Raw genomic sequence first — 22,696 nt, 5'->3', positions numbered from 1 at the left:
TGGCCCAATTGGCCATTGCTGTCTGTGTTCATGACCAAATGTAAAATTGCGCTGAATTCACGTTCAGTCTTTCGCCAGAAATCTAGGGGTGGGTTTCACGTTGGTTCCAACGCGGCGAAGGTAGGGGGATCGAGTAACTTCACATCACTCGAAGCGGCGTCTTCCGCTACTTCTAGGGGTAAATGAACAGGAGATACTTAAATGACGGAAACTGCATACGGTAACGCCCAGGATCTGCTGGTCGAACTGACTGCGGATATTGTGGCTGCCTATGTTAGCAACCACGTCGTTCCGGTAACTGAACTTCCCAGCCTCATCTCGGATGTCCATACAGCGCTCAGCGGCACCTCTGCTCCGGCATCGGTTGCGATCAATGTCGAAAAGCAGAAGCCTGCCGTTTCTGTCCGCAAGTCGGTACAGGACGATCACATCGTTTGTCTCGAATGCGGTGGCTCGTTCAAGTCGCTCAAGCGCCATCTGACAACGCATCACAGCATGACACCCGAGGAATATCGCGAGAAGTGGGACCTGCCGGTCGACTATCCGATGGTTGCGCCTGCCTATGCTGAAGCCCGTTCGCGGCTCGCAAAGGAAATGGGTTTGGGCCAGCGTCGCAAGTCCAGCCGTTAACATCAGCAGGCATCGAAACAGAAAAAAGCCGGTCTCTCGACCGGCTTTTTTGTTGTCACGGATATGTTTTGGTTTGGACCGTTAGAACACGCTTATCACGCAGTGAGAAGCCGTGCCTCGCTACGGATACGATTGACCATCGAGCGCAAGCCATTGGCGCGCTGCGAGGACAGGTGTTCGACAAGACCGATTTTGTCAAAGACTTCGATCGCGTCGAGGGCAGCGATATCGGATGCCTTTTTGCCGGAGTAGACGGCAAGAACAATGGCGACAAGGCCCCGCACGATGTGGGCGTCGGAATCGCCTTCAAAAGTCATGACCGGATCGTCAGCGCCATCCCGGTGGCTGACAAGCCAAACCTGACTGGCGCAACCTTGAACCTTGTTCTCGGCAGTACGTTTGTCATCTGAAAGTTCCGGCAATGCCTTGCCCAGTTCGATCACGTAGCGATAGCGGTCTTCCCAGTCATCGAGGAAGGAAAAATCATCGAGGATCGTTTCAAGCGAGGTCATTGGTATCCGCCATTGTGGTCTATCAAGCACCATATAGGCGAAGCGCGGCGAAAATTGAACCGTGGCTGATATGAAAAAGCGATTTGAACAACAGAACGCCAGGCGCAGACTGAAAACTTAGAGTGCGGGGCGTTTCTGCGGCAGGGGAATGATCGTTCCGGTTTTGACCGCGTCGGCGTTCTTTTCGAATTCGGCGCTGGCAACCGGTGTCTCGGCACGCTCCGCTTCGGCCTGGATGGCTGCGGCAACGGCGTCAGGCTTGTCCTCGGTTGCAAGCTGTGAATCGATCAGTTGATAGGCAACCTTGGCGCCTTCGCGAGCCCGTTCGCCAAGCGCGTGGAAGGTTTCTGCGCCCTTGACGCAGACATCGGGCTTTTCAGCGCAGATCGCACTGACATAACGGTAGGCGTCGCCTGCGGCCGAAACGGCACTGGTAATGTCGAATGTCGACGGTTCCTTGGATGCATCGTTGCTGCCGCCAAAATAGGACAGCGCTACCAGCACCAGCGAAAACCAGAATGTTCCTTTAATCAGAAACCACATGTCAGACTACCCTGCCAGACGAACCTGTTTTACCGCCCCGTTCATTTCGAATCATCGGCGTTTGCCCCGTTTTTGGGCTTGGGAAGAAGCTACCTGCGACCGGCGAACGTGCGATTGCAAAAAGCGGCGCAATTTAATTCAAATTGTATCTATTCTCCTCGCAGCCTTGTGCCGCCAGCCAATTCGTTCGCATTTTAACGACTGATGTTAAGCATAATTGCGACGCTTGCCATAGAATGTCGGCAAAAGCAGCAGGCGCGTTTGCCTTAAAGGTTAACATGACGGCAAAAATAAAGCGAAATCCGTCGCTTACCCGTCATTAACCATGAATTCCAAAGCTTGTTCCGAATGCCCCGTTATGGGACTCGTCAGGCATTTGCGACCGTTTGGCGGCTTTCATTTTATCCATTCCTTAAGCCGCCCTCTTCTATTGTCGGCACCGTTAGATCCGTCTCAGGGATTCGGTGTGCTGGTATTGCGTAACATTACAGAAAAAGCGGTCGCATTTGTTGACCATGCTGCAGGCAGATGGCTCGCCCGCATGGAAGAGGACGCCGAACGTCGTGCCGCAACAGTTGCGCAACTGCGCCGACTGATCGCCTTTGCAGGCGCCGGCCTTCTGGTTGTTCCCGCTGTCTTTAGCCTGGTGTTCAGACCGGCGCTGGCCATGCCCATTGGTGCTGCTCTGGTCCTGGCGCTGTTTCTTGCCGCCGCTGCCCTGCTGATTGCATTTTCCCATTCGGCACGCGCGCCGTCGGTCGCCTCCAGCAGCGATGAGAGTGATGTCGTTCTGGCTTCGCAGGTACCGGGTCTTCTCATTTTCCTGAATGAGAACGGTATCGTCGAGCGCGTATCCGGCAGAGACCGGGAAAGCTTTCCTGGTTACCTGCGTGATTGTGCAGGGCAGATTTTCGCCGAACATATTTACGTCTCCGACCGCATCGCTTTGATGCAGGCTTTCGATCTGCTTCGGCAGGGCGAAGACAGTGCGAGCGCCGAACTGCGGGTCGAAATCGGATCGAAATCACGCAACACGGCCCAGTTCATGCATTTGCGTGCTGAAATGACTGCCGTACGCAATGCAGCCGGACGTCTACGCCGCATCGTCGCGCAGCTTTCGGACGTCACTGAGATTGAAGAGCTTCGCTGCGAAGCCGTACGCAAAACGGCGGAAGCCGAATCTGCCAACGACGCCAAATCGCGGTTTCTGGCGGCTGTAAGTCACGAACTGCGCACGCCACTCAACGCGGTTCTAGGCTTTTCCGATATTCTGGCCGGCGAATATTTCGGCAGGCTGGAGAATGACCGCCAGCGCGAGTATGTCGCGCTCATCCGTCAGTCCGGCGCGCATCTCCTGTCGGTAGTCAACACCATGCTTGATATGAGCAAGCTGGAAGCTGGTCGCTACGAACTGATGATGGAAGCCTTCCCAATCGCTGAATCGATCGAATCCTGTGAAGCGATGCTCGGTCTTCAGGCAAAGGAGAAGGGGGTCACGTTGACCACTCGCATCCAGCGCGGTATCGGCGAGGTCACGGCTGACCAGCGCGCAATTCGTCAGGTTCTGATCAATCTGGCCGGCAACGCCATCAAGTTCACGGACGCCGGTGGTGTCGTCTCGATGGACGCGGCGCGCGAAGGCGCTATGCTGAAGCTGACAGTCAGCGACACCGGTATCGGTATCGCGGCCGACAAGATAGAATTTCTGGGCCAGCCCTTCATGCAGGTCCAGAACGAATACACCCGTCGCTATGAAGGCACGGGACTGGGACTTTCGCTGGTCAAGGGATTGGTGGCATTGCATGGCGGTACGTTCGTCATCGCCAGCAAGCCGGGCGAAGGTACGGTCGTAACGATCATGCTCCCTGCGGATGGCTCCGGCGTCTCAGGTGGAGGTGAAGGCGCCGACGCTGGCCGCATGGTGGAGTTTCCGCCGCGTATCAGGCAGCTTGGCGACCTTGCCGAAGTTATGAAGAAGGATGTTGAGGATGGCCCCGCGAAAGCGAAAATCGCCTAAGAAAACAGCCGCCCAGACTGGGGCAGGCGTTGTTTACTTGGTGGTTTCGGCCATCGGGCGCGAGATCATGCGTCGTCCAAAACTGGTTGGCGGTATAGGCGCGTTTTCTGTCGTCTTTGGTTTCGTCGCCGCCAATGCACTTTGGTATCAGCCGGGTGTCCATCCCTCGCCATTTCTCAGAACGCGCGATGCAGCCGATCCGAATGGCATTGCCGGTTACCGTATGGCGCAAACCCTCGGCACCGAGGGCAACGTCACGACCTTCCGCATTGAACGGCCGGAAGAAACGGCTGCCGCGACACAGCCTGTCGCTGGGGCAGACCCCGTGCAGCAACAGGTGCAACAGACAGCCCCAGTTGCTCATCAACGCCAGCAGATCGTCGCCGACATCCAGGCAGAGTTGAAACGGCGCGGTCTTTATGACGGCGAGGCAGACGGTTTGATGGGGCCAAGAACGGCCGCCGCCATCATGTTTTTCGAGGAAACCGTCGGTATGGAACAGACCGGCGAACCGACCAGCCGCGTCTTGTCCGCCTTGAAGATCGATGGTGCGACGGTCGCCGCCATTCCGAAGGACCGCCCCTCTGATAACGTCGCAAGCGGTGGGGTCGAGGTTGATCCGGTCGCTGCCGCCATTCGCAAGGCGCAGACATCAACGCCCAAAGCCGAACCGGTGTCGCTGACAAGCAAGGCGCCTGCCGGAAAACCGGTCTCGCGAGAAATGGTCGCAAAGATTCAGCAGGGCCTGGTCAATATCGCTTATGCTGGCGTGAAGGTTGACGGTTTTGCTGGCGAACAGACCCGCATGGCCATCCGTCAGTTTGAAAAGCATTATCGGCTGCCCGAAACCGGTGAGCCGAGCGAAGCCGTGTTGAAAAAGCTGAAATCCATCGGCGCCTTGTAAGCGTCGACGGCTGCAAGGGGCTTCGCATCATGCGCCTGAAATCCGAACTATTCGTTTCAGCTCTGGTCCGGCGCGTTTTCTCGTCTGGCGGTTTTGCAGCCGTTGAGAAAAAAGGCGCGGAGGAAGCGGGGGCCATCTTTATCCGCCAGCGTTTTCGTGACGGTACGGAAAACCTCTATGGCCCCGCGCCGCAAAGCTTTGCGGAAGATGACGAGATCAGGGCTGAGCGACGTTTCGAAACCAGGCTTTCGGGCGTCGACGCGTTGGAGAGCAGTACGTTGCTGGACCGTGAACGTCGTTTTGACAGCGACCTGTGGATCGTCGAACTTGAGACCGATGACATTTCCGGACTTCTGACCCTGGTGGATCAACCCAAAAAATAAGGGCGGTCAGACCGCCCTTGATCCTTAACTTGCCGCCGTCTTGCGCGGGGCAGGGGTGAACTGCCGTTCGCCGCGCTGGCTATGGGTGTAACTGTCTGCCCGTCGCCAGTTTTCAACGCGCTCTTCGCACTCCACGATATCAAGGCGGTCGATCAGCGCTTCCGCACGGCTCATGTCGCCTTCAGCGGCAGCAAGGTGCGGATAGAAGCATTGCAGTACAAAGGCTGCCTCGGAAAACTCCATACCAAGACCCGTCAGCGTCGTGGCAAGCTGGCTTCCGGAGATGTCGAGCATGATGCGTTCGGAAAGCCAGTAGCTGGAACACAGTGAATCCGCCAGCGCAATGGCAAACTGACGCGCATCGCGTTCACGGGCAAAACGGATGAGCAGCGCTTCCTGCACCTCGGTCAGTCGGCGCAGACCAAGAACATCGTGTTCCGGCCGGTTGAGATGGCGTGCCATGTCCCGGATCTGCCGACGCATTTGCTCTTCCAGATCGGAAACCACCTGCTTCTCGATATCGGCTTCAGTCACGGCCGCGGCCGGTTCCTCCGCGGGCAACGTGTTGTCGCTGGTCTGCCGCGTGACATCGCGCGTATGACGCAGGCCAACCAGTGCATCGATCACCGTCGGTGAAAGATCGTCGCGACGCACGATGGCACGCGCATGCGCTGCTCCTTGCGTGCGGGCAATAGTAATCAGCGTATCGTCGTCAAGGCATTTCGACGAAATGAGGAAAGGCGCAGCAAGCGCAATCGGCTGGCTGGCAATGAAGAAAGCGACAGCCGATGGTATCATAGGATGCTGGGAGAGGGCGGCAATCGCTTCCCGTTTCGCCTCATCGGTAGAGGCGTTGAAAAGCGGCATGAAGAGTTCGGCAAACTGCCGCAGATCGGATTTAGACGGACGAGCTACGCCTTCAAAATTCGTCACGGTGGCCATCAGCACCACATCTTTCTTCCTCACGGCTCTTGGCCTCTCAAGTTCTCGAAACCGGTCGGTCAACGCACTACCCAACAAAAACGCGAACACAATATCCGTTCAAGTTAGAGCAAATCCGTTGACGTCCTGTTAACTATGGAGGGGAGCAAGAGATGTTTGATGCTTATCAACAACGAAATTTTAAGGCTGCTGAAATTGCCGGAAATCGTGGAACTTTGCGGGATTTGCAGGGTTTCCAACGGGTGAAATGCGGCCGAGATGAAACGATTGGTCGTAAATTAAGGTTAACGGATCATTAACCTGTCCGTGTTTGTAATTTCATGGGCAATATTAGGATTCCATGTTATCCTCGACGCCGGAATAAAAAGCCCGAATGGCATGCGCTGATATGTGAATGGTGATGAAATTCCCGATGCAAGACGAGGCTTGCGCGGTTCCCAGTAGCAACAACAATCATGTCCCGAAGAGGAGATGAGCATGGCAGAGATTATTCCGCTGGACGAAGCCCGTCGAAGTTCACGTTCCGGCGTAGATGCAGGGACGCGGGGCATCGGTCCAGCTAAAGTGTTGCTGTTTACCGGCGTGCACTATGAAAAGCGCGATACGCATCCGAAGAAAGCAGCGCGTAAAAGCAAGTCAAACACCGAGACCGCGCTTAAATCCTGATCGCATCTCTTATTGGCGTCACTTCCACGGCGTCGGCTGGCATTTTGCCTCGTTCAAAAAGCGTTCCGCTTCTTCCCCAAAGCTCGGCTGCGGCACCATCGTCCGCAACACCACATAGCCCTCGGTTTGATCCGCTTCCACCAGAATGGCCTGTGACAACGCTGGCGGTTGCGCCTTGCGGATGGCTGCGATCTGAACCGCATCGGCAACAAGAATGTCCATAACGCCACCCGCTGACGTACGGTCGTTCATGCTGAAAACCTCATTGGAAGCCTTGTCGTAAACAGCGACCGACCAGAAAGGCACAGCGCCGATGGCGGTGAGCCGCACTGGTTTTTCTTCGATGTCGAAGGTGCATACCGCGACCCGCATGAAGGGATCACCGCTGCCTAGCGAAGGCTTTTCCACCGTCTCTTCCAGGAGATGAAAATCATGAAGCTTGCCCTCGGCCACCGCGCGCGTATTGGCATCGCGGTTGGAAAAGTGCGGGATCGACAGCAGGATGACGAGGTGCAGCGCCGCTGCTCCCACCAGACCGGTCACAATGGCAAGCAGGAACCTAAGCATTGCCGCACTCCACCTTGCGGATTTCTGGCATCGAGATATCGATAAGCCCTGAGCTTCCGGCAACAGGCGTGTCGAGCAGTGTCATCACCAGTTTGAAGGTCTGGCCTTGCGGCACTGAAAGCCAGTTATAGGTCTGAGCCGTTGCAGCGATTGCGACATCAATCCCGCCCTCAGGCTCACGCAACAGCGTGCGGGAGTTGAGCGCGAACGGCCGACCGGATGCATCCGCAAGTACGTTGCCCTGTTGATCCGCCGCATAAAGCGTCCAGAAGCGGGAGGGTGGAACGGTGCCAGCCAGACGGTAGCGGCACTCACCCGTCAGGCGCTGACCTTCGCTGTCGACCGAGGCGGTAAAGCTGAGCCCCTCGGCAGTGCCGTACAGCAACTTGCCTGCATCGGCGCGATGCGATTTGGCATAGGGGTCGGCCTCGATCGTCTGTGCTTCGGGGAACGCATCCCATGGGCCGATGCGGATCGAACCGAACCCGGAGGTGGCTTCGAGCGCAACCAGCGTTGACGCGATGCCGCCGCCGAAAGCGATCAGAAGGGCGATACCGACGAGGAATGGAACTCGAAACACGCTGTCTTCCTGTTTTTGAACAGGTCGAGGGTTATCACTGATTCCCCCTTTGGAAAATGCCGGGGCTTGTCTAGTCTCAGTAAAAATCAACGGAAACGGGAACTTCATGATGACGCGACAGGCCGCAATCGACCACGCAACCGCCTATTTCGATGAGGGCGGCTTCGTCCGGGACCTGGCCCGGCGGGTTGGCTTGCGCACGGAAAGCCAGAACGAAGCGAGCGCCGACATCCTGTCACTCTATCTCGAAGCCGAAATGAAGCCCGCTTTCACCGACATGGGATTTACCAGCGAAATTGTCATCGATCCTGCCTCCGGTCTGCCATTTCTGATGGCTGAGCGCTTCGAGGGAGAGAATTTGCCGACAGTGCTGGGTTACGGCCATGGCGATGTTGTGCGCGGTCTGGATGAAGGCTGGGCAGATGGACTTTCACCGTGGCGGATGACCGAGCTGAACGGCAAGTGGTACGGCCGCGGCACGGCCGATAACAAGGGGCAACATTCCATCAATATGGCAGCACTGAAAGCTGTCATTGAGACGCGTGGAAAGCTGGGCTTCAACGCCAAATATTTGATCGAAATGGGGGAGGAACGCGGCTCGCCGGGGCTCAGGGAGGTCTGCCGCGACCATGGTGAGCGGCTGAAGGCCCATCTTCTGATCGCTTCCGACGGGCCGCGATTGAACGCGGAGCGGCCGACCATTTTTCTCGGTGCGCGTGGCGGTATCACGTTCGATCTGGTGATCGAGGCCCGAGAGGGCGGACATCATTCCGGCAATTGGGGAGGGGCGCTTTCCAATCCGGGCGTGCAACTTGCCCACGCCATCGCGAGCCTTGTCGGCGCGACCGGGCAGATCCGCGTGCCGGAACTGGTGCCTGACGCCTTGCCGCAGGCGGTGCGTGATGCTCTGGCCGATTGTGAAATCGACGGCGGGCCAGACGGGCCCGCGATTGATGCGGATTGGGGAGAGCCCGGTCTTTCCACGGCAGAGCGGGTTTTCGGCTGGTGTGCACTGGAAGTGCTGGCTTTCGAGACCGGTAATCCGCGTTCGCCCGTCAACGCAATCCCGCCGAGGGCATGGGCGCGACTGCAACTGCGTTTCGTTGTCGGCATCGATCCCGAAGCTGTCGTCCCGGCCGTGCGCCGGCATCTCGATCGACAGGGGTTTCCCATGGTGAAGATCGTCGCTGCAGGTGACGAGATTTTCCGTGCAACCCGGCTCGACCCGAATGATCCGTGGGTCGGTTGGGCGGTGGATTCCATCGCATTGAGCTCCGGCAAGAAGCCCGCGTTGCTGCCCAATCTTGGCGGCTCCCTGCCCAATGACATCTTCGCCGATATCCTCAAGCTGCGGACCATATGGGTTCCCCACTCCTATCCCGGTTGTTCGCAGCATGCACCGAACGAACATCTTCCGAAGCAGATTGCCCGTGAAGGACTGGCAATCATGGCGGGGCTCTACTGGGACCTGGGCGAAGCCGATGTCCCCGACCTTTAAGCGCCCTTGAGGAGCGTGAAGGCGATGATCCACATGGTGACGGCAATCAGCCCTTCGAGAATTCGCCAGGCGGCGGGTTTTTCGAACAGGGGCCGCAGCCACCTTGCGCCGTAACCGAGCGAGAAGAAAAACACGAGCGAGCCGGTCGCCGCGCCGGCTGCGAAGGTTTTTTCCAAGCCGGGAAACTGTGTCGATAGCGAACCGAGCAGGACTACGGTGTCGAGATAGACATGCGGGTTGAGGAAGGTGAGCGCCAGACAGATGGCGAGTGTTTGCCATAGGCTGACCTCTTTGCGCTCCGCAACGGAGAGCGCTCCGGACGAGCGGAATGCCGAATGGAGGCTTTTTGCGCCGTACCAGATGAGGAAGGCGGCACCCGCATACCGCATGATCGGATCGAGCGCCGGCATTACGGCGCTGATCTGCCGAAAACCGGTGACCCCGACAATAATCAGCAGGGCATCCGATAAGGCGCAGGTCAGGCAGACAGCAAAGACGTGCGAGCGCATCAGCCCCTGCTTCAGAACAAAGGCGTTCTGTGCGCCGATGGCGACGATCAAGCTGAGACCCATCATCAGGCCGGTGAAGAAAACCTGCAAATCCACGCGTTAGTAGCCCCTCAATAGAAAACGAAGCCTTGGATAATTGTTTGTCCTGGATTAATCCAGTTAAACAAGTTTATCCGGATTAAGGAAAACTAATGATCGACTATCCCTCCATGCGAGCTGTGGCGTTGGTGGCGCAAACTGGCAGTTTCGAGAAGGCGGCGGCAGCGCTGTTTGTCACACCATCTGCCGTCTCGCAGCGGGTCAAACAGCTCGAAGAACGGCTTGGTGTCGTGCTCATTGTCCGCGGAACCCCCTGCACGGCCACGGAAAAGGGGGAGTGGCTCTGTCGCCATATGGAGCAGGTGGGCATGCTGGAAACTGAGTTGTTCCGGCAACTGCCCACGCTCGCGGAGGAAGGGGCGACGCACACGCGCGTCACGCTGAATGTCGCCACCAACGCCGACAGTCTCGGCACGTGGTTTCTCGATGCCGTATCTGCTTTCAGCCGGACATCCGATTTTCTTGTCAACATCGCCGTGGATGATCAGGACCATACCGTCGAGTGGTTGCAGCGTGGCAAAGTCCTGGCCGCCGTCACGGCACACGCCAAGCCGGTGCAGGGTTGCCGGGTCACGCCGCTCGGCATTCTGCGGTTTCATGCAACAGCCAGTCCCGATTTCATGCGGCGCTTTTTTCCCGATGGCGTTACAGCGACATCGCTTGCTGCGGCTCCGGGCATCACCTTCAATCAGAAGGATCGGCTGCAAAATCGCTGGATCAAATCCGCGCTCGGTCGGGACATGTCCTATCCAACCCACTGGTTGCCATCGACTGATGGCTTCGTGAAGGCAAGCCTTTCCGGCATGGGGTGGGGCATGAACCCCAGCCTGCTCGTTAAGGATCATCTTGAGGCCGGGCGATTGTTGGAATTGATACCGGGCATCCCGCTCGACATTCCACTCTACTGGCAGGTGAACCGCATGGCCGCCGACCGCCTGTCCGGTTTGACGGCGAGTGTGGTAAGCGCCGCACGCGCGGCGCTGCTGGGCGAAGTTTGAAATTGTAGTTGCGGGCTAACGACGGATAGCCTGCCACTCGGTCCAGCTTTTTACCTGCGGTATATCTGCTCTGGGCTTGTCTTCGAGAAAGGCGATATATTCCAGTGAGTGGCCGTCGGGATCGTCGAAGTAGACGCTCGCCGCCGGCATCCAGGGAAAGACAACCGGTTCTTCGATGTTGGGGGCGCCGGCAAAGCCGAGAGGCTCGACCTTTTTGGACCTGAGATAATCTGGAGCAGCGAGAACCTGATCGAGTTCAACACTGAATGCCAGATGCAATCTGGTGCTGATCGGTGCGGAATGAATCGACCAAAGGCCAAGCATCGACTGACCACGTGCACCAATCCAGAAAAATGCCAGATGTCTGTCTGGGACCCTGTGCGCCAGTTCCAGACCCACGACATTGCGATAAAAATCGATTGAGCGTTCCAGGTTTGAAACCGTCAAATGGGTTTCGAACAGCGTATTTATTTTCACCATATCTCTTCCTCGATCGTCATGCGAAATGCGATTGCAAGCGCCGGATCGCGTTTGCGATGGCACTCTGCAACCTCAAGCGCAGTTGAGGTCAAGCATGAAAATGGGCATGTGAAGGTTCTGCTTCAGAGGCGGAAAACGCCTCTTGCCTGCCGCTGGAAAAAGGGCTTGTCAGCGCCGTTCCGGTTCTTCCGACCCGTTACGCAGGGCAGCGGCTGCCACCTTCTGTGTCGTCAGCGTCAGTGGAGCGGCTTCTTTCATCTTCTTGGCGATGGAGCGAATGACACGGGTCGCTTCGGCGGAAAGCGACCGCGGGCGGGTGAGCGCCGGCATCGTCTGTCCAGTGGCAGACGCGGTTGCCGCCTCGGCGGAAGGCTGCGGGCGCACCCCTGTCGGCAGCGGGTTCTGAATGCCGGGAATGGCGCGCAGCTCCATGCCCTGGTGCGCATAATCCATCAATCGCTTGTAGGTCATGGCCGGAAGAGCGCCGCCGGTCATCTCGTTGGTTGGCGTGAAGTCGTCATTACCGAACCAGACAGCCGTTGTGTAGTTGCCGGTAAAGCCCACGTACCAGGCGTCACGATAGGCCTGCGATGTGCCGGTCTTGCCGCCCGACACGATACCGTTTTCGAGCGCGCCACGCCGTGCCGTTCCCATGACCGGGATCGTCACCAGCATCTGGTTCATTTTCGAATTGGCTTCTTCGGACAACACGCGTTTGGCCGGTGGTTCATCGCGGCCGAAGTCATAGAGAACGTCACCCTCATAATTCAGCACCTGTTCGATGCCGTGACGGCGGGACTGCATGCCGTCTGCCGGAAATACCGCATAGGCCGTCGCCTGATCGAGCACAGTTACTTCCGAGGTGCCAAGCGGAATGGTTTTGTCGCTGCGAAGCGGTGTCGTGACACCCATCGCCTTTGCCGTATCGACGATGACCTGCGTGCCGAGCACGTCCTTGGCCAGTCGCACAGGCACCGTGTTGTACGATTTGGCGAGCGCGACCTGCAAAGTCACCTTGCCCGCATAGGAGCGGCCGTAGTTCTGCGGTGACCAGCCGCGCCAGGTCACGGGCGCATCGGAAATCAGTGTATCCGGCTTCATGCCCTTTTCCATGGCAGCGGAGTAGGTATAGACCTTGAAGGAAGAGCCGGGCTGGCGCATTGCCGCGGTTGCACGGTTGAACTGGCTTTCGCCGTAGTCACGGCCGCCAACCATGGCGCGCAAGGCACCCCCGTTTTCGATCATCACCATCGCGCCCTGTTTGACGCGGTAACCTTCGCCATATTCGCGCAGACCCATTTCCATCGCCTGTTCGGCGGCCTGTTGCAGGCCGGTATCGATGGTCGTGCGCACGACGACGGTATGGTCCTTGAATTTGCCCTCGGCTGCCAGACGCTGAACCTCATCGAAGGCCCAGTCGAGGAAATAATCGGGTGCCTTCACATCGGCCCGGTCGATAACGGTCGCCGGATTGCGGCGTGCCCCGATCACCTGTCCTTCGGTCATCAGGCCGCTCTGTACGAGGTTGGAAAGAACGGTGTTGGCGCGGGCACGGGCTGCGGGAAGGTTGACGTGCGGTGCGTATTTTGCCGGTGCCTTGAAGAGGCCAGCCAGAATGACGGATTCCGCCAGCGTCACGTCGGTCAGGTTCTTGCCGAAATAGAATTGCGACGCTGCAGCCGCGCCAAAGGTGCCGCCGCCCATATAGGCGCGGTCGAGATAAAGGCTGAGAATTTCCTTCTTCGACATGTTGGTTTCGAGCCACAATGCCAGGAAGGCTTCCTTGATCTTGCGTTCCAGCGAGCGCTCATTGGTCAGGAACAGGTTTTTGGCGAGCTGTTGCGTCAGCGTCGAGCCACCCTGGACCACGCCACCGGCACGGGCGTTTTCGCTCATGGCGCGCGCAAGGCCAATGAAGTCGATGCCGAAATGCTCGAAGAAGCGCCGGTCTTCCGTCGCGAGGACGGCCTTGATGAAATGATCCGGCATCTGATCGATTGGCACGGAGCCTTCATGGATGATGCCGCGATGGCCGATCGTATTGCCGTAACGGTCGAGGAAGGTGACGGCAAAGTCGCCACGATAACGCCAGTCCTTCTTCGTTTCCTCGAAGGCGGGCATGGCAAGCGCCAGAAGCACCACGGAACCGGCGGTTCCAAAGGTCAGCGCATCGCCGGTCAGGTTGACGAGAAGTTTTTTCCAGCCGCGCACGTGCAGTTTGCGCGACGCAATGGTAACTTCCTCCCAGAAATCGACAAACCTCGCTGCAGCCGTCCACAGGCCCGAGTCGATGAATGAATCGATCCGAAGCAGAATGTGGCGTTTGCGTCTCGCCTGTTTCTTGTCTTTTTCTTCCTGCACCTGAAGCGAATTCCTGTTCGATGGGGCGAGCAATGCTTGACGCAATAACCTTGCGCGGGTCATTCCTCATCACCACTCTGCCGGAATTAAGGAATATCTTATATTCCAGCCGATTGCGATACGACAAACGGGCTAAGCTATGCGTAGCCTGATGGATCAAAATGAGACGAAAATGTTAACGATAAATGATGCCCCGTTCTGGAAAACCAAAACGCTGGAGCAAATGACCGGCGAGGAATGGGAAAGCCTGTGCGATGGGTGCGGGCTCTGTTGTCTCAACAAGCTGGAAGATTGGGACACCGGTGAAGTGGTCTTCACCTCGGTACGATGTCAGTTGCTGGATGGCGAGAGCTGTCGTTGCTCCGACTATGAAAACCGCCGTGCCACAGTGCCCGATTGCATCCAGCTTGACCTGAAGAAAGTGGATGAGATTGGCTGGCTTCCGCCGACCTGCGCCTACGCGCTGGTGCGGGATGGCAAGGATCTTTACTGGTGGCACTATCTGGTTTCCGGCGATACGGAAACGGTCCATCAGGCAGGCATTTCCGCACGCGGTCGCACCGTCAGCGAAACGGACGTCGATGTTGACGACTTCGAGGATTATGTGGTCGATTGGCCGCTGACGGTGGGTGAGAAAGGCGAAGACTAACGGGAAATCCGCTTGGCCCTAATCCTGCCCCATGGTTTTCCTAGGCCGTAGGTCATTCTGGCAAAAAAGTCCGCGAACGACGGACAAGGGACATCAAAACGCATGCGCTATCGGCTGACTGCCACGGTTTTATCCTGTCTGGTTCTTGCGGGTACCTCACCCCATGCCGCATCTGCTCAGCAGCCAAAACCGCAGGCTTTCGAATGCACGCTTGTCACGTCGATTGAGACCGGCGCAGTCATCAACCAGCAAGGCGCCTGTGATCAGCGCGTCGCGCCGGCCTCCACCTTCAAGGTACCTCTGGCGGTCATCGGCTTCGATAGCGGCATTCTGCAGGATGAGAAAACACCCGCTTGGGACTGGACGCCGGGCATTGAAGCGCGCGCTCAGGATCGCAAGACGGTTGATCCGACCATGTGGGAACAGGATTCGGTGCTGTGGTATTCGCGGGAATTGACCCGCAGGCTCGGTCCCGAAAAATTCGCAGCCTATGTGAAGCGGCTCGGCTACGGCAATGCCGACGTATCGGGTGATCCCGGCAAGGACAATGGCCTCACCCATTCCTGGCTCGGCTCGTCGCTGACCATTTCTCCTGTCGAGCAGGTGGGCTTTCTTCGCCGTCTTCTGGCGGGCAACCTGCCGATTTCGCGTGACGCGCAAGCCAAGACCCGTGCGCTTGTTCCAGTGTTTGACGCACCGGAAAGCTGGAAGGTGCATGGCAAGACCGGAAGCGGCGTGATGCGTGATGCCAACGGCAATCCCGATAACAACCGTCCCTTCGGCTGGTTCGTCGGCTGGGCGGAACGCGAAGGTCAGCATATCGTTTTCGCCCGCTTGCAGGTTTCCGACAAGCCATCGACGGAACCGCTTGGGCCACTTGTACGCGATGCTTTCCTGCGTGATGTCCCGCGCCTGGCCGTCCACCGGTGACCGCCTGGATGGCAATCCGACTGTAAAATGAGGAGGGCCATGATGAACGCTTCCGACCAGATCATTGCCCTCTATACCGACCACGCCGCTGATTTCGACGCCCAGCGAGGGCGCGGGCTGGTCGAAAAAACCTGGCTAGACAAGTTCCTTTCCCTTTTGCCCGCAAATGGCTCCATTCTCGATATCGGCTGCGGGGCGGGTGATCCCATCGCGCGCTATTTCATCGAAAGCGGATATGAGGTGACCGGGATCGACGCTTCCGGCCCGCTTATTGCCCTTTGCCGGACCCGTTTTCCGGATAGCCTTTGGGCCATCGCCGATATGCGCGACCTGGCGCTTGGCCGGCGCTTCGATGGCCTGATTGCCTGGCATAGTTTTTTCCATCTGACAGTGGAGGATCAGCGGCATATGTTCGATGTGTTTCGCAGGCACGCCAGTCCCGGCGCGGCCCTGATGTTTACGGCAGGCCCAGAACACGGCGAGGCAATCGGGCGCTTTCAGGGTAAGCCGCTCTACCATGCAAGCCTTGCCCGCAGCGAATATGAAAGCCTGTTGTCACAGCATGATTTTCGTTTGGTGGATCATGTTGAAAACGACCCCGATTGCGGTGGCGCGACGGTGTTTTTGGCAAAATGTAAAAACGGCTGATCAGGCCTTGACCTTCCCATGATGGGAAGCATTACATGGGGTATGCCGAGCAGGACTGCTAAGCGGTTTCGTGACACGGCATGCTGCAACAAAGCTCCTCGAAAGGGGAATTCCCATGAACGAGACAGTCAGACACCCCAGCGCCCATGCACACTCCCATGAGCCGGTTTCCATCCCCGTTGAAGGCATGACATGCGCATCCTGTGTGCGTCGCGTCGAGACCGCAGCGGCGAAAGTGCCGGGCGTTGCGGCGAGTTCGGTCAATTTTGCCACCAAAAAGCTGACGGTTGAACCGGCAGAGGGTTTTTCGGCAAAGACGTTAGGCGCAGCAATCAAGAAGATTGGTTATGAAGTCGCCCCGGAACGTCACGAATTTTCCGTCGAAGGACTGAAAAGCGAGGTGGATGCTGATCGTCTGAAGGGAATTCTGACCGCAATCGCGACGACTTTTTCTGCTGACGTGGACCTGGCAAACGGCAAGGTCTTCGTTGACGGTATAGGTGGACGTCGCGAACGCGACATGCTGGTAGAAACGGCAAAGACCGCCGGATTTGTCTTGCAGGCGCCTATGGCGGCACATCACCATTCTCATTCGGAGCACGACCATCATCCAGATGCGGGCGGCGGTCACGATCATATGCATCACGCCGGTGAGGAGGGTGCACTGAAGCGCGATCTGACGATTGCCGCCATACTCACTGCGCCGCTGTTCGTGCTGGAAATGGGTGGGCATCTTTATGAACCGATGCACCACTGGCTGATGGGCATCATTGACACGCAAAATCTCTATTACCTCTATTTCCTGCTGGCTACGGCGGTGATCTTCGGGCCAGGCTTGCGGTTCCTGAGAGCCGGGTTCCCGGCTTTGTTGCGCGGTGCGCCGGAAATGAACTCGCTGGTGGCACTCGGCGTCACCGCAGCCTATCTCTACTCGGCCGTTGTGACCTTTGCGCCATCGCTGCTGCCTGAAGAGGCGCACTATGTTTATTACGAAGCAGCGACTGTCATCGTGACGTTGATCCTGACTGGTCGTTTGCTGGAAGCCCGCGCCAGCGGCAAGACCGGCGATGCCATTCGCAAACTGGCAAGCCTGCAGGCCAAGGCTGCGCGTGTCGAACGCGATGGCAAGACGCTCGAGATTGCACCGGAAGATGTGCGGGAAGGTGATATCGTCGTCATTCGTCCGGGCGAACGGCTGGCGGTGGATGGTGAGGTCATCGAAGGATCGTCCTATGTCGACGAATCGATGATTTCCGGCGAACCGGTGCCGGTTGAAAAACTTGCCGGTGCGAAAGTTGTCGGTGGTACGATCAATAAGACAGGTGCCTTCAAGTTTCGCGCCACCAAGGTTGGTGCCGACACGATGCTGGCGCAGATCATCCGTATGGTCGAGGAAGCGCAGGGTTCGAAACTGCCGATCCAGTTGCTGGTCGACCGTGTCACTGCGCTGTTCGTGCCGGTGGTGATCGCCATTGCCATTCTGACCTTTGCAGTCTGGGCGATCTTTGGTCCGGAACCCGCCTATAGCTTCGCTCTGGTCAATGCGGTTGCCGTCCTCATCATCGCATGCCCATGCGCCATGGGCCTGGCCACACCGACCTCGATCATGGTCGGAACCGGTCGCGCCGCTGAACTTGGCGTGCTTTTCCGCAAGGGACAGGCACTGCAGGAACTGCGCTCGGCAAATATCGTCGTGGTCGACAAGACCGGGACCATTACCAAAGGCCGTCCTGAATTGACCGATCTGGTCGTTGCTGACGGTTTTGAGGAAAACGAGGTTCTGACGCTGGTTGCAGCCGTGGAGGCCCACTCGGAACATCCAATAGCCGAAGCCATAGTCAAGGCGGCGGAGGAGCGGCAGCTGTTGGGCCCGGAGGGACTCGAACCCCAAACTGTCGAGAGCTTTGAGAGCGTGACAGGCTATGGCATTGCGGCCATCGTCAACGGCCGCAGGGTCGAGGTGGGTGCAGACAGATATATGACCAGGCTTGGGCTTGCTGTCGATGCCTTTACCAATGCGGCCGCAAGGATGGGTGATGAAGGCAAGACACCGCTTTACGCCGCCATTGATGGCAAGCTCGCCGGTGCCATTGCTGTGGCCGATCCGCTGAAGCCATCGAGCGTCAGTGCCATCAAGGCTCTGCAGGACATGGACATCGAGGTTGTGATGGTGACGGGCGACAATGCGCGCACAGCAAATGCCATCGCCAGACAGGTCGGGATCGACAAGGTGGTGGCCGAGGTGTTGCCGGAAGGCAAGGTAAAAGCAATCCACACGCTGCGCGAAGGTGGAAAGACGGTGGCCTTTGTCGGAGATGGTATCAACGATGCGCCGGCACTGGCCGAGGCCGATATCGGCATTGCCATTGGTACCGGCACTGACGTTGCGATTGAAAGCGCGGATGTTGTTCTGGTCGGCGGCGATCTGACTGGCGCGGTCAATGCCGTCGAGATGAGCCGGGCGACGATCCGCAATATCAAGGAGAACCTGTTCTGGGCGTTTGGTTACAACGTGGCGCTGATCCCCGTTGCCGCCGGAGTTCTTTATCCGGCCTTCGGCATTACCTTATCGCCGATGATCGGCGCAGGCGCCATGGCGCTTTCCAGCGTGTTCGTGCTGGCCAATGCCCTTCGGCTCAAAACGGCCAGAGTTTCTGCAAAGGAGGCAACGGCATGAATATCGGACAGGCATCGGATGCGTCCGGCGTTTCGGCCAAGATGATCCGTTATTACGAACAGATCGGCCTCGTTACCCCGGCCGCCCGCACGGGGAACAATTATCGGGTCTACGGCGAGCAGGACGTTCACAACCTGCGCTTCATCAAGCGCGCCCGCACACTCGGATTCTCGCTTGAAGAGACAGAGACGCTGCTGAAACTCTGGCAGGATAAAAGCCGTGAGAGCGCCGCTGTGAAGGACATTGCTCTTGCCCATGTCGCTGATCTCGAACGCAAGATCGCCGAGATGAAGGGCATGGTGAAGACGCTTTCGCATCTCGCCCATTGCTGCGGCGGTGACCATCGGCCGGATTGTCCCATTCTCGACGATCTGGCTGGCATTGAATCGGCGCACCACAGCTCAGCGAAAACCGCTTGACCTTGCCACTATGGCAAGGTGCACAACCACAAAAGACAATCCTCACTGGAGAAGACCATGACCACCACGTTCCTCGTGCCTGATATGACCTGCGGCCATTGCGAAAAGACCGTACGTGGCGCCCTTGCCGAAGCACTGCCCGGCAGCTCGGTCAACATCGACCTCGCTGCCCACACAGTCACCGTCGCCGGTGATGCGGCAAAAGCGGAAGATGCAATTCGCGACGTGGGTTACTCGCCGGAACGAGCTGCTTGAAAGTGGCAGACAGCATGCCTGCCTCATTGATCAGAAATGTCGCTTGACCTCAACTGCGCTTGTGGTTCTAGTTTGCCCGCCGTATCGAAAAACAGAAAGGATACGGCAGTGGTGAATTCGGAAATGGTCGAGCGCAACGGGTGGCTGGAATTGTTGAGCGGCGCGAACCTCGCGCTTCTGACGGTTATTTCCTCCGGTATCGGCCTGCACGCCTTCAATCAGTTCGCGGTGGTAACGGCGCTGCCCGTTGCTGTCAGTGAGATTGGCGGGGCGGCCTTCTATAGCTGGGCTTACAGTGTTTATTTTGTCGGCTCTGTAGCGGGTGGCGTTACCGCTGTTCTGTTCCGCCAGCGCTTTGGCGCACGCTTCGTTCTTCTGCTTTGCTGCCTGATCTTTTCACTCGGATCGATCCTGTCCGCCATCGCCGGCGACTTTCTCTGGGTGGTGATGGGAAGAGCTCTGCAAGGTGTTGCGGATGGTCTGATCGTTGCCGTCTGCTACAGCCTCATTCCCGCTGGCTTCAGATCAGATCTTCTGCCGAAAGTCTTCGCCATAGAAGCAGCGATCTGGGCGATTGCCTCCTTCGTTGGACCGCTGACCGGCGGTTTTGCCACCGAACACTTGTCCTGGCGGGCAACATTCCTGCTGTCCGCGCCGCTGATCATGCTTCTCGTCGTTTATACTGTTATGGCCGTTCCAACTGAAAAGCCGGTTGTATCAACGCGCAGGCCCTTCGTGCCGCTTTTCCTGTGCCTTGCTGGCGCACTTGCCTTTTCAGCGCCGTCGGCCTTTGACGGCACGCTGTTGCGTGTCCTTGCACTTGTTGGCGGTGCAATCCTGTTGTGGGCATCGCTCAAATCAGGCACGCGTCCTTCTATGGGGTTGTTTCCGAGAAATGCGTTTCGCCTGAACAGCGTACTCGGCAGTGGTTTCTGGGTGCTGTTCCTGATGTCTTATGCGCATGCGCTGGGCAATGTTTACCTCGCTTATGTCGCGATAAATCTCTGGGGCTATGAGCCGACATTCGCCGGGTTTATTGTGGTCACGATGCCACTGTCCTGGAGCTTCATTGCCATGGTCATTGGCAGTCTCAGATCAGCGAGATTGCGGGCAATTTGCCTGCATTATGGCCCATGGCAAATGGTGCCGGGATGCGCGCTCCTCGGGCTTGGCCTCGTTAATGGCAACTGGTTGGAGATGCTCGCTGGCCAGATATTGATCGGTTCCGCCTTCGGCATGTCCTGGGCAGGCATCAGCCAGGCAGCGATGGAAGCCGCACCCGATACCGAACGGGAAATGACCGGCGCACTTTTGCCCACGGTCTCAACGCTTGGCGCTGCCGCCGGAGCAGGGGCGAGTGGAACCGTCGCCGCCGCCAGCAATCTTTTTGCGGAAATGGAACGCGGCGACATCCTGATGCCGATGGTCTATCTCTATGGCCTTGGAGTGCTGGTCTCTATCCTGGCGCTCGTGACCGCCCGCGGCTTGCGCGGCAGGCGGACTTGAGGCTCGACGAAGACTAGAGTTTCAGTGCCCAGCACGTCGCATGATCGATCGTACCGGGCTCGGCCTTTAGGATAGCCGAGCGGACGGGCTCGAAACCCTCGATCCGCTTCGTGCCGACATAACGCCCACGGTTCACGAAAACCTCCAGCGAACCGTAGTCTAGGAAGATGCGCACGCGTGACGCCCGCGCCCCTTTGGCGATATAGAGCGGCGAGGGGCCGTCACGCCCATCTTCATGTCGTATCCACAGACCGCTTTCATCCGACACGACGCCAAGGCGCACTGTCGGATGATCGAGTTGCAGTTCGAAAGGTTGGCCGGGTGAGGTCAGCTCGAACAGGATTTCGACGGCGCCATTGAGGAAGGTGACGCGTTCGCCGGACGCCAGCCGGGTACGGTCAAGAATGTGGCTGCGCAGGCTTTCGGCTGCACCGATCGGGGGCGTTAGAAGTTCGCCATGGGCATAATGCAATCGGCGAGGCAAGGTCATCGAGGTCGGAAAATCGATTTCCGGATTGGCATCGGCCCAATTGGCAAGCCAGCCGATCCCCACGATGTTGTCACCATCCAGAAACGCCTGGAACGCGTAATTGTCGGTGCCAAAATCCAGTTCCTGTCCTGTTTCCTTCGTAAAGGTCTTGCCGTCGAACCAGCCGACATCTGCCATTGTCAGGTTCTTGCGGCCGGTCTGCGGATCTTCGGAATGCATCAGCCCATAGATCAGCACCCATCGCGTTGTACGCGCGTTCGCCGGTCCATCGAGCGGCAGCAGACAGGGGCATTCGATGGCGGTTGTCTTGTAGCGTGTTTCGACCCAAAGCTTGCCCACGTAGGTCCAGCCGGATGATGCCGTCGGGTCCTGGGTCTCGTAAAGCAGAATGACGCCACCGCTGTCGCTCTGGCTTCCCAGCAGCATCTTCCACAAGCCATCCGGTCCACGGACGACGTAAGGATCGCGAAAGTCCGGTGTCAGTCCCTGTCCATCCGGGCGTAGTCCAAGAACGACGTCGGCCTGTCCAGCCATGATGAGATCGGAAGAGGTTGCTGTGAGCTGGATCTGTTGTTCCGGAACGCGGTCCTGCACCTGCTCGGTAAAGAATACCCTGATGCCCGGTCCTTCGACCAGAGGAATGGTCGAGCCGGAATAGGCGCCGCCACGTTTGTCCGGACGCGTTGTCAGATCTTCGGACGGAAAGAGGAAAATCGGCAGATGCCGCCAGCGCAGATAATCGGACGAGACCGCGTGCCCCCAATGCATGGTGTTCCAGCGCAGCCCATGGGAATAGTGCTGATAGAACAGATGCGGGCGTCCCTCGAACCGCCCAAAACCATTCGGATCATTCATCCAGCCGAATGGCGGACGGAAGTGATAACTTTGCGGCAGTTCGGGCGGGGCGTTGTCCGGCTTGGTATGGACAACGGTGATGCCGGTTTCCAGAACGTCCGAGGCTGTGAACCAGTAGATGACAGAAACGGCTGTTGTCACGGTGTCGTAACTCAGCTCCACATGCCCGCCGCCAAAGATCTGGTAGATTCGAAAACTGAATTCTTCAGTATTGATACTTGAAACTTCGGCGAATTTTCCGTTGGCATTGGAAAACGAAACAGAGCCTGGCTCCGCTGTTTTTTTCGCCTTCAGCCAGATATGAAAGGTCGTGTTGACGGGAAGATCGGTGTGGATGGTGCGGATGGCGCTTTCCGGTTCTGCCAGCACGGCTTCAACGACGGTCATTCCTCTTCCTTTCCTTCTCATGGTCCCGCCCAATGTATCACCCCGTCTGTCAGGAATGAGGCACAACGCGTGGTAGCGGACGTCGATTGCTGACTTGGACTGGCAGCACAGTCAAAACGAAGGTTCGCGGTAAAAGTTCACTGAGTTGTGCAACCTGGTTTTGTGTTTGTTAGGAGTTTCCCTCTATTCAG

At 57.8% G+C, this 22,696-nt stretch carries 24 protein-coding genes; 15 read left to right on the top strand and 9 right to left on the bottom strand.

What is annotated here, in order from left to right:
- Nucleotides 1–201 precede the first annotated feature (201 nt).
- Nucleotides 202–630, top strand: coding sequence for a MucR family transcriptional regulator Ros (ros, locus tag ACIQT8_RS12310; RefSeq protein ID WP_138794870.1), 429 nt, complete (start codon nt 202–204; stop codon nt 628–630).
- 95 nt (nt 631–725) lie between these two features.
- Here the strand turns inward: ros and ACIQT8_RS12305 are convergent, their stop codons facing one another.
- Both ACIQT8_RS12305 and ACIQT8_RS12300 read right to left on the bottom strand, forming a co-directional pair.
- Nucleotides 726–1,142: a SufE family protein gene (locus tag ACIQT8_RS12305; protein ID WP_138794871.1), complete on the bottom strand. Its 417-nt coding sequence runs from the start codon at nt 1,140–1,142 to the stop codon at nt 726–728.
- 117 nt (nt 1,143–1,259) lie between these two features.
- Nucleotides 1,260–1,685 (bottom strand): DUF5330 domain-containing protein, encoded by a 426-nt coding sequence (locus tag ACIQT8_RS12300; protein WP_138794872.1) that lies wholly within the window; start codon nt 1,683–1,685, stop codon nt 1,260–1,262.
- A 484-nt stretch (nt 1,686–2,169) separates the two neighbouring features.
- On the opposite strand from ACIQT8_RS12300, the gene ACIQT8_RS12295 reads away from it, so the two are divergent.
- From ACIQT8_RS12295 to ACIQT8_RS12285, 3 genes are read left to right on the top strand one after another with little or no spacing between them, the layout of a single operon-like run.
- Nucleotides 2,170–3,702: a sensor histidine kinase gene (locus ACIQT8_RS12295; protein ID WP_400966340.1), complete on the top strand. Its 1,533-nt coding sequence runs from the start codon at nt 2,170–2,172 to the stop codon at nt 3,700–3,702.
- Nucleotides 3,674–4,606 (top strand): peptidoglycan-binding protein, encoded by a 933-nt coding sequence (locus ACIQT8_RS12290; RefSeq protein ID WP_400965543.1) that lies wholly within the window; start codon nt 3,674–3,676, stop codon nt 4,604–4,606. Before ACIQT8_RS12295 ends, ACIQT8_RS12290 begins: the two co-directional genes overlap by 29 nt.
- 29 nt (nt 4,607–4,635) lie before the next feature.
- The gene (locus ACIQT8_RS12285; protein WP_262525007.1) at nt 4,636–4,989 is read left to right on the top strand and encodes a DUF1491 family protein; all 354 of its coding nucleotides are present in this window, start codon (nt 4,636–4,638) and stop codon (nt 4,987–4,989) included.
- A 24-nt stretch (nt 4,990–5,013) separates the two neighbouring features.
- Here the strand turns inward: ACIQT8_RS12285 and ACIQT8_RS12280 are convergent, their stop codons facing one another.
- Nucleotides 5,014–5,931, bottom strand: a complete 918-nt coding sequence (locus ACIQT8_RS12280; protein WP_400966337.1) for a DUF2336 domain-containing protein — start codon at nt 5,929–5,931, stop codon at nt 5,014–5,016.
- Nucleotides 5,932–6,083: 152 nt separating this feature from the next.
- Here ACIQT8_RS12280 and ACIQT8_RS12275 point away from each other — a divergent pair, with 152 nt between their 5' ends.
- Both ACIQT8_RS12275 and ACIQT8_RS12270 read left to right on the top strand, forming a co-directional pair.
- On the top strand, nt 6,084–6,230 hold the full coding sequence (locus ACIQT8_RS12275; RefSeq protein WP_400965540.1) for a hypothetical protein: 147 nt from the start codon (nt 6,084–6,086) through the stop codon (nt 6,228–6,230).
- A 178-nt stretch (nt 6,231–6,408) separates the two neighbouring features.
- On the top strand, nt 6,409–6,597 hold the full coding sequence (locus ACIQT8_RS12270; protein WP_262525009.1) for a hypothetical protein: 189 nt from the start codon (nt 6,409–6,411) through the stop codon (nt 6,595–6,597).
- A gap of 18 nt (nt 6,598–6,615) precedes the next feature.
- Here the strand turns inward: ACIQT8_RS12270 and ACIQT8_RS12265 are convergent, their stop codons facing one another.
- Nucleotides 6,616–7,164 carry a DUF1254 domain-containing protein gene (locus ACIQT8_RS12265; protein ID WP_138794876.1) on the bottom strand — a complete coding sequence of 183 codons (549 nt, stop codon included), beginning with the start codon at nt 7,162–7,164 and terminating at the stop codon, nt 6,616–6,618.
- On the bottom strand, nt 7,157–7,744 hold the full coding sequence (locus ACIQT8_RS12260; RefSeq protein ID WP_400965536.1) for a DUF1214 domain-containing protein: 588 nt from the start codon (nt 7,742–7,744) through the stop codon (nt 7,157–7,159). The genes ACIQT8_RS12265 and ACIQT8_RS12260 overlap by 8 nt, the downstream gene beginning before the upstream one ends.
- A gap of 109 nt (nt 7,745–7,853) precedes the next feature.
- On the opposite strand from ACIQT8_RS12260, the gene ACIQT8_RS12255 reads away from it, so the two are divergent.
- The gene (locus ACIQT8_RS12255) at nt 7,854–9,242 is read left to right on the top strand and encodes a M20 family metallopeptidase (protein ID WP_400966335.1); all 1,389 of its coding nucleotides are present in this window, start codon (nt 7,854–7,856) and stop codon (nt 9,240–9,242) included.
- On the opposite strand, the gene ACIQT8_RS12250 is transcribed toward ACIQT8_RS12255, so the two are convergent.
- Nucleotides 9,239–9,847 (bottom strand): LysE/ArgO family amino acid transporter, encoded by a 609-nt coding sequence (locus tag ACIQT8_RS12250; RefSeq protein ID WP_138794878.1) that lies wholly within the window; start codon nt 9,845–9,847, stop codon nt 9,239–9,241. The two genes, ACIQT8_RS12255 and ACIQT8_RS12250, sit on opposite strands and share 4 nt — an antisense overlap.
- Nucleotides 9,848–9,942: 95 nt before the next feature.
- On the opposite strand from ACIQT8_RS12250, the gene ACIQT8_RS12245 reads away from it, so the two are divergent.
- Nucleotides 9,943–10,848 carry a LysR family transcriptional regulator ArgP gene (locus ACIQT8_RS12245; protein ID WP_262525014.1) on the top strand — a complete coding sequence of 302 codons (906 nt, stop codon included), beginning with the start codon at nt 9,943–9,945 and terminating at the stop codon, nt 10,846–10,848.
- 15 nt (nt 10,849–10,863) lie between these two features.
- Here ACIQT8_RS12245 and ACIQT8_RS12240 read toward each other — a convergent pair whose 3' ends face one another.
- Nucleotides 10,864–11,328 (bottom strand): VOC family protein, encoded by a 465-nt coding sequence (locus ACIQT8_RS12240; RefSeq protein WP_400965531.1) that lies wholly within the window; start codon nt 11,326–11,328, stop codon nt 10,864–10,866.
- Nucleotides 11,329–11,496: 168 nt separating this feature from the next.
- Nucleotides 11,497–13,689 (bottom strand): transglycosylase domain-containing protein, encoded by a 2,193-nt coding sequence (locus tag ACIQT8_RS12235; RefSeq protein ID WP_400965529.1) that lies wholly within the window; start codon nt 13,687–13,689, stop codon nt 11,497–11,499.
- 181 nt (nt 13,690–13,870) lie between these two features.
- Here ACIQT8_RS12235 and ACIQT8_RS12230 point away from each other — a divergent pair, with 181 nt between their 5' ends.
- The 7 genes from ACIQT8_RS12230 (at nt 13,871) to ACIQT8_RS12200 (ending at nt 20,773) form a co-directional block, all read left to right on the top strand.
- Entirely contained in the window at nt 13,871–14,338 is a 468-nt protein-coding gene (locus ACIQT8_RS12230; protein WP_400966332.1) for a YcgN family cysteine cluster protein, read from the top strand.
- A 102-nt stretch (nt 14,339–14,440) separates the two neighbouring features.
- Nucleotides 14,441–15,268, top strand: coding sequence for a class D beta-lactamase (gene blaOXA, locus ACIQT8_RS12225; protein ID WP_400965526.1), 828 nt, complete (start codon nt 14,441–14,443; stop codon nt 15,266–15,268).
- Between the two features lie 39 nt (nt 15,269–15,307).
- Entirely contained in the window at nt 15,308–15,916 is a 609-nt protein-coding gene (locus ACIQT8_RS12220; protein ID WP_400965523.1) for a class I SAM-dependent DNA methyltransferase, read from the top strand.
- Nucleotides 15,917–16,031: 115 nt separating this feature from the next.
- Nucleotides 16,032–18,593 carry a heavy metal translocating P-type ATPase gene (locus tag ACIQT8_RS12215; protein WP_400965520.1) on the top strand — a complete coding sequence of 854 codons (2,562 nt, stop codon included), beginning with the start codon at nt 16,032–16,034 and terminating at the stop codon, nt 18,591–18,593.
- Nucleotides 18,590–19,012 (top strand): Cu(I)-responsive transcriptional regulator, encoded by a 423-nt coding sequence (gene cueR, locus ACIQT8_RS12210; protein WP_400965517.1) that lies wholly within the window; start codon nt 18,590–18,592, stop codon nt 19,010–19,012. The genes ACIQT8_RS12215 and cueR overlap by 4 nt, the downstream gene beginning before the upstream one ends.
- A 57-nt stretch (nt 19,013–19,069) precedes the next feature.
- Nucleotides 19,070–19,267 (top strand): heavy-metal-associated domain-containing protein, encoded by a 198-nt coding sequence (locus ACIQT8_RS12205; RefSeq protein ID WP_262525022.1) that lies wholly within the window; start codon nt 19,070–19,072, stop codon nt 19,265–19,267.
- Nucleotides 19,268–19,390: 123 nt separating this feature from the next.
- Complete coding sequence (locus tag ACIQT8_RS12200; RefSeq protein ID WP_400966329.1) at nt 19,391–20,773, top strand: MFS transporter; 1,383 nt, start codon at nt 19,391–19,393, stop codon at nt 20,771–20,773.
- Nucleotides 20,774–20,786: 13 nt separating this feature from the next.
- Here ACIQT8_RS12200 and ACIQT8_RS12195 read toward each other — a convergent pair whose 3' ends face one another.
- Entirely contained in the window at nt 20,787–22,505 is a 1,719-nt protein-coding gene (locus ACIQT8_RS12195; protein WP_400965514.1) for a GH32 C-terminal domain-containing protein, read from the bottom strand.
- Nucleotides 22,506–22,696: the final 191 nt, after the last annotated feature.

The sequence above is a fragment of the Agrobacterium sp. NPDC090273 genome, assembly GCF_044772305.1.
In the GTDB taxonomy this organism is placed as follows: Bacteria; Pseudomonadota; Alphaproteobacteria; order Rhizobiales; family Rhizobiaceae; genus Agrobacterium.
Note: the sequence above shows the minus strand (reverse complement) of the source record. Positions and strands in the feature narration are given on the sequence as shown.